11 protein-coding genes and 1 pseudogene are annotated in these 11,596 nt (G+C 73.1%); 4 read left to right on the plus strand and 8 right to left on the minus strand.

From position 1 onward, the window contains the following. Nucleotide 1 precedes the first annotated feature (1 nt). Nucleotides 2-1,240: a tryptophan synthase subunit beta gene (trpB, locus tag ACQRWP_RS18815; RefSeq protein ID WP_238667348.1), complete on the minus strand. Its 1,239-nt coding sequence runs from the start codon at nt 1,238-1,240 to the stop codon at nt 2-4. 38 nt (nt 1,241-1,278) lie between these two features. Further along, the gene (trpC, locus tag ACQRWP_RS18820; protein ID WP_030334428.1) at nt 1,279-2,082 is read right to left on the minus strand and encodes an indole-3-glycerol phosphate synthase TrpC; all 804 of its coding nucleotides are present in this window, start codon (nt 2,080-2,082) and stop codon (nt 1,279-1,281) included. A gap of 487 nt (nt 2,083-2,569) precedes the next feature. On the opposite strand from trpC, the gene ACQRWP_RS18825 reads away from it, so the two are divergent. After that, nucleotides 2,570-2,839, plus strand: a complete 270-nt coding sequence (locus ACQRWP_RS18825) for a hypothetical protein (protein WP_430496511.1) — start codon at nt 2,570-2,572, stop codon at nt 2,837-2,839. Nucleotides 2,840-2,857: 18 nt separating this feature from the next. Here ACQRWP_RS18825 and ACQRWP_RS18830 read toward each other — a convergent pair whose 3' ends face one another. The 4 genes and pseudogenes from ACQRWP_RS18830 to ACQRWP_RS18845 form a co-directional block, all read right to left on the minus strand. Further along, nucleotides 2,858-3,448 carry a Trp biosynthesis-associated membrane protein gene (locus ACQRWP_RS18830; protein WP_430496513.1) on the minus strand — a complete coding sequence of 197 codons (591 nt, stop codon included), beginning with the start codon at nt 3,446-3,448 and terminating at the stop codon, nt 2,858-2,860. Beyond that, entirely contained in the window at nt 3,445-4,998 is a 1,554-nt protein-coding gene (locus ACQRWP_RS18835; RefSeq protein ID WP_430496515.1) for an anthranilate synthase component I, read from the minus strand. The genes ACQRWP_RS18830 and ACQRWP_RS18835 overlap by 4 nt, the downstream gene beginning before the upstream one ends. 58 nt (nt 4,999-5,056) lie before the next feature. Continuing rightward, nucleotides 5,057-5,488 carry a phosphoribosyl-AMP cyclohydrolase gene (gene hisI / locus ACQRWP_RS18840; RefSeq protein WP_112582823.1) on the minus strand — a complete coding sequence of 144 codons (432 nt, stop codon included), beginning with the start codon at nt 5,486-5,488 and terminating at the stop codon, nt 5,057-5,059. Nucleotides 5,489-5,779: 291 nt separating this feature from the next. Then, a pseudogene (locus ACQRWP_RS18845) lies at nt 5,780-6,016 on the minus strand (phosphoribosyl-AMP cyclohydrolase); the annotation flags it as partial. Nucleotides 6,017-6,612: 596 nt separating this feature from the next. Between ACQRWP_RS18845 and ACQRWP_RS18850 the strand changes: the two are divergent. From ACQRWP_RS18850 to ACQRWP_RS18860, 3 genes are all read left to right on the plus strand, one after another. Beyond that, nucleotides 6,613-7,368, plus strand: coding sequence for an ABC transporter ATP-binding protein (locus tag ACQRWP_RS18850; protein ID WP_430496516.1), 756 nt, complete (start codon nt 6,613-6,615; stop codon nt 7,366-7,368). Beyond that, nucleotides 7,365-8,120 (plus strand): ABC transporter permease, encoded by a 756-nt coding sequence (locus tag ACQRWP_RS18855; RefSeq protein WP_430496517.1) that lies wholly within the window; start codon nt 7,365-7,367, stop codon nt 8,118-8,120. The genes ACQRWP_RS18850 and ACQRWP_RS18855 overlap by 4 nt, the downstream gene beginning before the upstream one ends. Before the next feature lie 96 nt (nt 8,121-8,216). Next, entirely contained in the window at nt 8,217-8,813 is a 597-nt protein-coding gene (locus ACQRWP_RS18860; RefSeq protein WP_430496519.1) for a TetR family transcriptional regulator, read from the plus strand. Between the two features lie 131 nt (nt 8,814-8,944). Here ACQRWP_RS18860 and ACQRWP_RS18865 read toward each other — a convergent pair whose 3' ends face one another. Next, nucleotides 8,945-9,694, minus strand: coding sequence for a DUF2470 domain-containing protein (locus ACQRWP_RS18865; RefSeq protein ID WP_430496520.1), 750 nt, complete (start codon nt 9,692-9,694; stop codon nt 8,945-8,947). An 83-nt stretch (nt 9,695-9,777) separates the two neighbouring features. After that, complete coding sequence (locus ACQRWP_RS18870; protein WP_430496521.1) at nt 9,778-11,568, minus strand: ABC transporter ATP-binding protein; 1,791 nt, start codon at nt 11,566-11,568, stop codon at nt 9,778-9,780. Nucleotides 11,569-11,596 lie beyond the last annotated feature (28 nt).

An 11,596-nucleotide genomic window follows, 5' to 3' on the forward strand; every position in this document is an offset into this window, starting at 1 on the left:
CTCACCGCTCCTTGTCGAGGATGCCGAAGTAGTCGCCGGCGGTGTGCACGTCCTTGTCGCCCCGCCCGGAGAGGTTGACCACGATGGTGGGCTCCCGGCCCAGCTCCGCAGCGAGCTTCGGGGCCAGCGCGACGGTGCCGGCGAGCGCGTGTGCGCTCTCGATCGCCGGGATGATGCCCTCGGTGCGGCAGAGCAGCTCGAACGCGGCCATCGCCTCGTCGTCGGTGACCGGCAGGTAGTTCGCCCGGCCGGTGTCGTGCAGCCACGCGTGCTCGGGCCCGACGCCCGGATAGTCCAGGCCGGCGGAGATCGAGTGCGACTCCAGGGTCTGCCCGTCGGCGTCCTGAAGCACGAACGTGCGGGTGCCGTGCAGCACGCCGGCGGACCCGCCGGTGATGCTCGCCGCGTGCCGGCCGGTGGCCACCCCGTCGCCGCCGGCTTCGAAGCCGTACAGCCGCACGGCCTCGTCGCCCACGAACGCGTGGAAGATGCCGAGCGCGTTGGAGCCGCCGCCGACGCAGGCGGTGACGGCGTCCGGCAACCCACCGGTGAGGTCCAGGCACTGCTGACGGGCCTCGTCACCGATGCCCCGCACGAAGTCGCGCACCATCGCCGGGAACGGGTGCGGGCCCGCGGCGGTGCCGATCAGGTAGTGCGTCTCGTCGACGTTGGCCACCCAGTCGCGCATCGCCTCGTTCATCGCGTCCTTGAGGGTGCGCGAACCGTTGGTGACCGGGACGACGGTCGCCCCGAGCATCCGCATCCGGGCGACGTTGAGCGCCTGCCGCTCGGTGTCGACCTGGCCCATGTAGACCACGCACTCCAGGTCGAACAGGGCGGCGGCGGTCGCGGTGGCGACACCATGCTGGCCGGCGCCGGTCTCCGCGATCACCCGGGTCTTGCCCATCCGCTTGGTGAGCAGCGCCTGGCCGAGCACGTTGCGCACCTTGTGCGCACCCGTGTGGTTTAGGTCCTCGCGCTTGAGCAGCACCCGCGCGCCGACCTTCGCGGAGAACCGCCGGGCCTCGTAGAGCAGCGACGGCGTGCCGGCGTAGTCGCGCAGCAGCGCGCCGAACTCGGCCCGGAAGGACTCGTCCGCCATCGCCGTACGCCACGCCCCGTCGAGCTCGTCCAACGCGGCCACCAGGGCCTCGGGAACGAACCGACCGCCGAAGCGGCCGAAGTGGCCGGCGGAGTCGGGCTGCGGGCCGGCCACCGGGGCCAGCGCGTCGGCGCTCATCGGAAATCCTCTCGGTGGGACGTCAGACCGGCGCGGGGTCAGCGCACCGGCCGGGGCGTTGCCGGGTGGTTGCCGGCGTTGACCAACTCGGCGACCGCCTCGCGGGGGCTCTTCTGGGTGACCAGGCCCTCGCCCACGAGGACCGCGTCGGCGCCCGCGGAGGCGTACCGGATCAGGTCGTGCGGGCCACGAACGCCGGACTCGGCGATCTTGACGACGCTGCTGGGCAGGCCCGGCGCGATCCGCTCGAACACCGACCGGTCGACCTCCAGGGTACGCAGGTCACGGGCGTTTACCCCGATCACCTGCGCGCCGGCCTCCAGCGCGCGGTCGGCCTCTTCCTCGTCGTGCACCTCGACCAGAGCGGTCATGCCCAGCGACTCGATCCGCTCCAGCAGGCCCATCAGGACGTTCTGCTCGAGTGCGGCGACGATCAGCAGAACCAGGTCGGCACCGTGCGCGCGGGCCTCGTGGATCTGATAGCTGGAGACCACGAAGTCCTTACGCAGCACCGGCACGGTGACCGCGGCACGGACAGCCGCCAGGTCGTCCAGCGAACCGCCGAACCAGCGGCCCTCGGTCAGCACACTGATCGCCCGCGCCCCACCGGCCGCGTAGTCGACCGCGAGGTCGGCCGGATCGGCGATCTCGGCCAACCGGCCCTTGGACGGCGACGAGCGCTTCACCTCGGCGATCACGGCCACGCCGGGCTTGCGCAGGGCCGCGTACGCGTCCATGGGCGGCGGCGCCGCCGCTGCCAGTTCACGGATCCGCTCCAGCGGAACCTGCTCCTGGCGCCGGGCGACGTCTTCACGCACGCCAGCCAGAATCTCGTCGAGCACGCTTACGGACGCTGCCTGGCCGGCCTCGTCCCCCTCCGCGTGCGCATGCTCAGCAGTCACGAACGGACTCCCCTCTCCGGGCGTCATGGGCCGATGCTAGGGGCAGCCGACCGACACCGAATGCCGGGGGTATGGCGCTGCTCACGAAAAGGGCTGCGGCATAATGGCCGACTTGCCGTGAAGGGGTTGTCACGCAGCGCCACCTCCGGTATCGACCACCGTCACGCGGTATGGAGCCTGACGGCCGCAGTCAGACCGGGCCGATCCATCGATCATGCCACCAGTTTCCCCTCCGCGCCCGACCGCAGTTATGTCGGTCGATGCTGTGAGCAAGCTCAAGGCCAAACGGACGGTGCCTGGTCACGGCCGAGGCGAGACAGTTGACCGGGCGGTCACCGCGGCGAAACGTCGACCGGCGAGCATCGTCCTCGGGCAGACTCGATGGCGCGCCTGCCCCGACCGCAGCAACTCCTCGTGCGAGGTGACCATGAGCATTTCCGAGCCGCACCCGACCATCGGACTGACCACCATCTCGCGGACGGTGGCGTCGCTCGCCGTCGGAGTGGTGCACACCGTGGAACGAGCCGTGGTAGGCGAGGGACGGGTGCGGACGGCCCGGGGCAACGCCTGGGAGGCGGTCTGCGCCGACCGGGCCCGCGCCGACCAACGCGCCGAGCTGAACCGCCTGGTCGCCGAGCTGACCGCCGCCCGCGCCACCAGTAGCCACGCCCAGTGGGAGCGCCAGCCGGTCGGCTGACGCCAGTCGGCCACCGCGTCAGTCGGCCGTAGGGTCCTCGCCCCGGTCCAGCGCGTCCCACGCCTCGGTGGTCCGCCGCCCCGCCAACGGCGTCGGCGGCCCGGCGGGGTCGTTCTGCGCCGACGCGGCCTCCGGAGCGGTCCGCGCCGGACGTTCGTACCGGGCGCCCATCGCCGGCCAGTCACCGCCACGCATCGCCGTCCACCAGCCGCCCACGGCGGCCAGCAGGCCGCCGAGCAGGCAGAGCGCCGGCCACTGCCGGCTCACCGCGCCACCCACGTCGGCCACCAGCCCGTACCCGCCACCGGCCGCCACGGCCAGCCCGAGCAGGCCGAGCAACACCCCGAGCACCCGACGCAGGTGGCCCCGGGTGGCCAGCACCGCGCCACCCCCGGCCAAGGTCACCAGGGCCAACGCCGGCAGCCAGGGCAGCAGGCTCGCACCGCTGCGGGTGTCACGCACCGGCGGCAGCGGCGCCGGACGTACCGTCAGCTCGACCGACCAGCTACGCGTCGCGGCCCACAGCGCCAGGCCCGCGCCGGCGAGGCAGAGCAGCACGGCGTACGTCAACGCGCGCCGGCCCACGACGGACCGCTCCCCGCCGCTCAACGGGCGGGCCGGAGGGTTTCGGCGGCCGCGATCGCGGCCAGCACGGCCGCGGCCTTGTTGCGCGTCTCCTGGTCCTCGGCGGCCGGGTCCGAGTCGGCGACCACCCCCGCCCCGGCCTGGACGTACGCGCGACCGTCGCGGATGAGCGCGGTCCGGATGGCGATCGCCATGTCCAGGTCGCCGCCGAAGCCGAAGTAGCCGACGGTGCCGCCGTAGAGGCCACGACGAACCGGCTCCAACTCCTCGATGATCTCCATGGCGCGCACCTTGGGCGCCCCGGAGAGCGTGCCGGCCGGGAAGGTCGCGGCCAGCGCGTCGAAGGCGCTCTGGTCGTCACGCAGCGTGCCGGTGACGGTGGAGACGATGTGCATGACGTGGCTGTACCGCTCGATGGTGGCGAACTCGGGCACCTCCACGCTGCCGGGCTGACAGACCCGACCCAGGTCGTTGCGGCCGAGGTCGACCAGCATCACGTGCTCGGCCCGTTCCTTCGGGTCGGCGAGCAGCTCGGCGGCGAGCGCGGCATCGGCGGCGGGGGTGCCGCCCCGCGGCCGGGTGCCGGCGATCGGGTGCAACAACGCCCGGCGGCGCCCGTCCGCGGCCCCGGTGACCTTCAGGTGCGCCTCCGGGGACGAGCCGACGATGTCGAACCCGTCGAAGCGCAGCAGGTACATGTACGGGCTGGGGTTGCTGGTGCGCAGCACCCGGTAGACGTCCAGCGGGTCGGCGTGGGTCGTCCGCTCGAAACGCTGGGAGAGCACGATCTGGAAGCACTCCCCGGCCCGGATCGCCTCCTTGGCCGCCTCCACCGCCTTCGGGTAGCCGCCGTCGGGCGTACGGCAGAGCACCTCGCCGGCCGGCGGACGCTCGACCGTGGAGATCATCGGCGGGATGGGCCGGGACAGCGCCGTGGTCATCGCGTCCAACCGGCCCACCGCGTGGTGGTAGGCGGCGGCGACCTGCGGGGCGCGGTCTGGGGCGTCCAACGGCGGCAGCACCGCGTTGGCGACCAGGATCGCCGAGCCGTCGTAGTGGTCGAGCACCACCAGATCGGTGGCGAGCATCATGCCCAGCTCCGGGACGCCCAGGTCGTCCTCGGTCAGCTCGGGCAACCGCTCGAAGCGCCGGATCAGGTCGTAGCCGAGGTAGCCGACCATGCCCCCGGTCAGCGGCGGCAGACCGTCGGACGGGTCCCCGACCGGGCCGGCCAGCGCGGCCACCGTCTCCCGCAGCATCCGCACCGGGTCACCCTCGGTGCTCAGCCCGGCCGGCGGCTGGCCCAGCCAGGTCGGCACGCCGTCGCGCTCGATCAGGGTCGCGCTGCTGCGTACGCCGATGAACGAGTACCGCGACCAGGCCATGCCGGCCGAGCCGACGCCCTGCTCGGCCGATTCCAACAGGAACGTGCCCGGTCCACCGGCCAGCTTCCGGTAGACCCCGACCGGGGTCTCCGCGTCGGCCAGCAGTCGCCGGGTGACCGGCACCACCCGCCAGTCGGCAGCCAGCGCGGTGAAGGTGGCCAGGTCGGGGCTGAGGGTGCCGTCGGTCATCAGCCGACCTGCCTTTCGGTCGCGACTGCGGTGCTTCGCTGCGCTGCACTCCTCGCGCTCACGGCGCCTCCGTCCCGGTGACGGGCAGCTCGGTGAAGAAGCAGGTCCGGTGCCCGGTGTGGCAGGCCGCGCCGACCTGGTCCACGCTCACCAGCAGCGCGTCCCCGTCGCAGTCCAGGGCGACCGACCGCACGTACTGGTGGTGCCCGGAGGTGGCGCCCTTGACCCAGTATTCGCGGCGGCTGCGCGACCAGTAGGTGGCCCGGCCGGTGGTGAGGGTGCGGTGCAACGCCTCGTCGTCCATCCAGGCGACCATCAGCACCTCACCGGAGTCGTGCGCACGCACCACTGCGGCGACCAGACCGTCGGCGGTGCGGCGCAGCTGGGCCGCTATGGCCGGGTCGAGCCGGGACGGGCGCGCCGGCGCGGGCGCGGGCAGCTCGTTCGGATCGCTGGGGACGCCGGTCACCGGCGGGTCAGGTACGGGCACAGTCACCAATTCTCCCGCACGCGGCGCGGGCACCGCCGACCGCTCCCGCCAGGGCTGCGGCGGAGGCCCCGAGAGCCGGGGCTGCCGCGAAAGCCGGGGCTGCGACAAGGGCCCGGGCTGCGGCGGGGGCGCGGCCGGCCGGGCCAGCTGGGCGACGTAGCGGTCCAGCCGGCCGTCGACCAGGGCGGCGGCCAGGTCCGCGCCGGCCGTGTCGGCGATCTCCTCTGCGTACGGCCGGATCAGCGGCAGCGTGCCGGCGACCAGCCGTACGGCGGCGGCCCAGAGCTGCCCGGTGGCGCCCGGGCGCAGCCCGAGGCAGAGCAGCATGTCCGTCCGGTAGCCGGGTGGGGCCACCGGTAGTTCCAGGGCCGCCGCGAAGGCCGCGCGGCGGGAGTGGACCCGCACGGAGGGGTTGGCCGGGCGCAACACCGAGGGACAGAGCCGCGCCAGGTCGGCGACGGCGAGCCGGACCCCGAGGCGGTCGCTGGCCGCGCGGGCGGCGGCGGCCTTACCCAGAGTGGCGATCATCTCTTCCAGTCGGGGCGGTTCGGCGGGCTGGCAGAGCACCGGCAGGTCGATCCGGGGCCGCCAGTGCGGGTCGGCCCAGAGCAGCCGCGCCGGCGCGGTGACTGGCAGCCCGAAGGCCCAGTCGGCCGGTTCGCCGAGTCGGTGCACCCAGGACCGGACGTCCCGGGCGGCCACCGAAACGTGAGTGACCTGGCCTGCGGACTCGGCCAGGTAGGCCCGGCGGACCGCGTACGGGGCGCCGCCGACCAACACGTCGAGGTCGACGTCGCTGTGCGCGGTGGCGGCGCGGCGGGCGTGGCTGCCGCGCAACAGAATGCCGACGACCGGCCGCTCGGCGGCCTGCCGCAACCGCGCGGCCCAATCCTCAAGAAAACCGCTATCCGGTAACGGAGCGTGACCCACCGCGCCATCGTGCCGTACGTCCGATCGGCGCGCAATGCCCGTTGGCGGACTTCGTGTCCGGTCCGGAGCCTACTGCCCGTTCTCGCGCTCCGCGCGACGGTCGGCAGCCGGACACCGGTGCGGGCATTGCGCCCGGCGCAGTATTTCATCTAGCGTTGAGTTCAACAGGTGATGAGTTTCTGTGGAGGTGCGTGATGGACGATGCGATAGCCGTCCGAGACCTGGTCGTGGACCGGGGTGGGCGGCGGGTGCTGGACGGCATCAGCTGCCGGATCCCGCGCGGCGCGGTCACCGGGCTGCTCGGCCCGAGCGGCAGTGGCAAGACCACGTTCATGCGGGCGGTGGTCGGGGTGCAGCTGGTCAGTGGCGGGACCGTCACCGTGCTCGGTCAACCGGCGGGCACCCCCGCGCTGCGGCACCGGGTGGGCTACCTGACCCAGGCGCCGAGCGTCTACGCCGACCTGACCGTCCGGGAGAACGCCCGCTACTTCGCGGCCCTGTACGGGCGTGGGCGCGTCGAGGCCGACCGGGCGATCAGCGATGTCGGGCTGTCCGAGGCCGCCGGTCAACTGGTCGGCACCCTCTCCGGCGGTCAACGCAGCCGAGCCTCGCTGGCGTGCGCCCTGGTCGGGGAGCCGGAGCTGGTCATCCTCGACGAGCCGACCGTCGGCCAGGACCCGGTGCTGCGGGCCGACCTGTGGGCCCGATTCCACGCGATGGCCGCCGCCGGCACCACCCTGCTGGTGTCCAGCCACGTGATGGACGAGGCGGCGCGCTGCGACCAACTGCTGTTGATCCGCCAGGGTCGGTTGATCGCCGACGACAGCCCGGCCGCGATCCGCGCCGCCGCCGGCGTGGACGACCTCGACGAGGCGTTCCTGCGGCTCATCCGGGCCGGCGAGACCGCCGCCACCAGCACCGACGCGACAGCCGCACGGGAGACAGCATGAACCCGCGAATTCTCGCCGCCACCACCGGCCGCATCCTGCGTCAGCTCCGGCACGACCGGCGGACCATCGCGCTGCTCGTGGTGGTGCCGGCCGTCCTGCTCACGCTGGTCTACTTCATGTACGCCGACCAACCGACCCCGCCCGGTCAGCCGACCACCTTCGACCGGATCGCGCTGGTGATGCTCGGCATCTTCCCCTTCGTGATCATGTTTTTGGTGACCAGCATCGCCATGCTGCGGGAACGCACCTCGGGCACGCTGGAGCGGCTGCTCACCACACCGCTGGGCAAGCTCGACCTGCTCTTCGGGTACGGCATCGCGTTCGGGCTGGCCGCCGCCGTGCAGGCCGCCGTCGCCGCCGCGGTGGCGTACTGGGTCTTCGATCTGGAGACCGCCGGCAGCATCGGGCTGGTGCTCGGGATCGCCGTGCTCGACGCCGTGCTCGGCGTCGCCCTCGGGCTGCTGTGCAGTGCCTTCGCGCGCACCGAGTTCCAGGCAGTACAGTTCCTGCCAGTCGTGGTGGTCCCCCAACTGCTGCTCTGCGGGCTGTTCGTGGCCCGCGACCAGATGGCCGGCTGGCTCCAGGCGCTCAGTGACGCCTTCCCCCTGTCGTACGCCATCGAGGCGTTGCAGGAGGTCGGCGCCCACACCGAACCGACCGGCCGGATGTGGCGCGACGTGGCGGTGGTGTTGGGCGCGGTGGTGCTGGCGCTGGTGCTCGCGGCGGCCACCCTGCGCCGACGCAGCGGCTGACCGCAAGCGCCGGGGGCGGCGGCCAGCGCGGCAGCCGACCCCGGCGTGGGCCGGGCCGACCCACGACGGGCCGAGGCGGACGAACGAAGGGCGGCGATGACGCGGCGGACCGGCCGGCGACCCGGCAAACCGGGCACCCGGGAGGCGATTCTCGACGCGGCGCGGACGGCGTTCGCGGAACGTGGCTACGACGCCGCCTCCATCCGGGGCATCGCCGGCACGGCGCAGGTCGACCCGGCGCTGGTGCACCACTACTTCGGCAGCAAGGACCAGCTCTTCCTGGCCGCGATGAACTTTCCGGTCGACCCCGGTCAGCTGGTGCCGAAGGTGCTCGCCGGCGACCGGGACGGCGTCGGTGAGCGGATGGTGCGCATCTTCCTCGGCGTCTGGGACTCCCCGACCGGCAGTGCCGCCCAGGCACTGCTGCGCTCCGCGGTGAGCAACGAGTGGACCGCTCGACTGCTGCGTGAGTTCGTCACCACCCAGGTGCTGCGCCGGGTGCTGGAGAACCTCGACGTCGATCCGGCCGAGCTACCGCTGCGGGGTTCCCTGGTGGCCACCCAGATGATCGGCCTGGCCATGATGCGGCACGTGGTGCGCCTTGAGCCGGTCGCCTCGGCGGACCCGGAGACCCTGGTGGCCGCGATCGGCCCCACGATCCAGCGTTACCTCACCGGCCCGCTGCCAAGCTGACGCGACAGCGCCGATCCCGTACACCCCTCGCGATCTTGCACTTTCTGCCCCGACCAGAGGGACACACCACGCGTATCGACGACCGAAAGTGCAAGATCGGCGGCGAGGGGCGGGGCGCGGCGCGGGGGCGGTCAGCGGGGCGGGCGGGCGTCGACTTTGAGTCGCAGCGGCCGCAGCAGTTGCGGCAGCTCGGCCGGGTCGGCGACCGGGCCCGGGAAGGCCAGCCGGACCCGACGCCGGGCACCGGGTTGGCCGAGGGCCACCACCAGCCCGTAGCGGTCGATGCGCACCACCCGGGGTGGCCCGTCCGGGGTCTGCTCGGTCAACCCGAGCTGCCGGCGCAGGTACTCCGTCACCTGGGCGCCGTGGCACTCGGCGAGGTCGGCGAGCAGGCGGGCCTCGACCGGGTGCACCGGGTCCGGCTCGGCCTCGGCGTACTCCACCGGGTCGATCCGCTGCACGGCGCCGGCCCGCTCCCAGCGGACCTCGACCACCTCGAAGCGGAACAGCCGGAACCGGGTGCCCAGGTCGAGCAGGTCGCCGGTCGGCTCCACAGCGGCGAACTCAACTGCCGCGTGGCGGGCCTCGTCGCCGCGCAGCTCGGCCGCCCAGCCGGACACCCAGGCGCGACCCAGGCCGGGCGCGCCGGCGGCGGGCGGCAGGTCGAGCACGTCGAGCACCACCGCCACGTCGCTGCCCCCGGCAGCCGGTTGCAGGGCGGCGGCCAGGTGGCTGGCCACCGGCACCAGCAGCAGCACCCGCCCGTCCGAGTCGGTGACATGCCGGGCGTGGTGCGGGCCCGGCCGGTGGGCCAGGTGCACGAGGCCGGGCAGGCGGCCGGCGACGAGGGTACGGACGATCTCGGCGGAGTTGGGCCGCATGGGCGCGACCTCCTTCAGAGGTTAGGCTTACCTAACCCGGAGCCTAGAGCACCCGCCCGTCGGCGTCCACCACACCGCGCACCTCACCGGGTCTGTTCCAACCAGGAGGCGTAGAGCAGGGCGTACACCGAGTCGGCGTCGCGGACCAGCTCGTCGTGCGGGCCGCGCTGCACCACCCGACCCCGGTCCACCACGATCACCTCGTCGGCGGCCTGCGCCGTGGAGAGCCGGTGCGCGATGGCGAGGGTGGTCCGACCCCGGGTGACCGCGTCCAGCGTGCGTTGCAGCCGCACCTCCGTCGCCGGGTCCACCGCGCTGGTCGCCTCGTCGAGCACCAGCAGGTCCGGGTCGGCCACGTACGCGCGGGCCAACGCGACAAGTTGGCGCTCCCCGACGCTGAGCGCCTCGCCGCGCTCCCCGACCGGGGTGTCCAGGCCCGCCGGCAGGCCCTCCAGCCAGTCCGACAGGCCCAGCTCGGTGAAGGCGGCGGTCAACTGCTCGTCGGTCAGCTCCGGCCGGGCGAACCGGACGTTGTCCCCCACCGTCGCGTCGAAGAGGAACCCGTCCTGCGGCACCATCACCACGCGGGAGCGCAGCGAGTCGAACCGGACGTCGGTCAGCGGCACCCCGGACAGCAGCACCGCCCCGGCCGACGGGTCCATCAGTCGGGTCAGCAACTTGGCGAACGTGGTCTTGCCGCTGCCGGTCTCACCGACCACCGCCACCCGGCTCTTCGCCGGAATCTCCAGGTCGATGTCGTGCAGCACGGGCGGACCACCCGGATAGGCGAACCGCACACCTGCGAACCGGATGTCCAGCGGCCCGCCCGGCAGCTCCCGCCCCTGCTCCCCCGGGTCGGCCACGTCCGGGGCGACGTCCAGCACGTCCAGCACCCGACGCCAGCCGGCGATCGCGTTCTGCGCCTCGTTGAGCACCTCGGTGGCGATCTGCACCGGCTGGATGAAGAGCGTCACCAGGAAGAGGAACGCGGTCAGCTGGCCGATCGACAGCGTGCCGTCCACCCCCAACAGCACGCCGAGCACCACCACGCCGGCCAGCGCCAGCCCCGCCGCCAACTCCCCGACGGAGCTGCCCACGATGCTGATCCGGATCGCCCGCTGCTGCGCCAGCCGCTGCCGGTCGATCGCCTCGTCCAGCCGCCGCTCGGTACGCCCGGCGATCCCGTACGCCCGGATCACCGGCGCGCCCACCACGCTCTCGCCGATCGCGCCGAGCAACGTCCCGGTGCGTTGGCGCACCGTCGCGTAGGCCGTGCCGAGGCGGCTCTGCAGCTGCCGGATGACGAACACCGCCGGCAGGAACGCGGCCAACACCACCAGGGTCAACTGCCAGGAGTACGCCAGCATGACGGCGGTGGTGACCACCAGCTGACCGAGGTTGACCAGCAGGATCACCCCGCCCCACTGGAGGAACTGCGTGATCTGGTCGACGTCGCTGGTGACCCGCGAGACCAGCGAACCCCGCCGCTCCGACTGCTGGTGCAACATCGACAGGTCGTGCACGTGTCGGAACGCGCGCGTCCGGACGTTGGCCAGCGCCGTCTCGCTGACCGTGAACAGCCGGCGCATCATCAGGTAGCCGCAGATCGTGGTGACCGTCAGGATCGCCGCGGTGATCGCCACCACCGTCCAGACCACGTTCAGATTCAGACCACCGACGAGGCCCCGGTCGATGCCCTGCTGCACGGCGACCGGCACGGCGACCCGACCGACCATGTAGACCAACGCCAAGGCCAACGTGCCGGCCAGACCGATCCGTAGCTCCGGCGAGAGCGCCAGGCCCCGACGCAGGGTCTGCCAGGTCGTCTCCTGCCGGGCCTCCTGCTCGTCAATCGTTTCCGTAGTCGCGCTCACCGGGCCCACCTTTCGTTCGCGACTGCGG

Source organism: Micromonospora trifolii (assembly GCF_050516465.1).
Taxonomy (GTDB): Bacteria; Actinomycetota; Actinomycetes; order Mycobacteriales; family Micromonosporaceae; genus Micromonospora; species Micromonospora trifolii.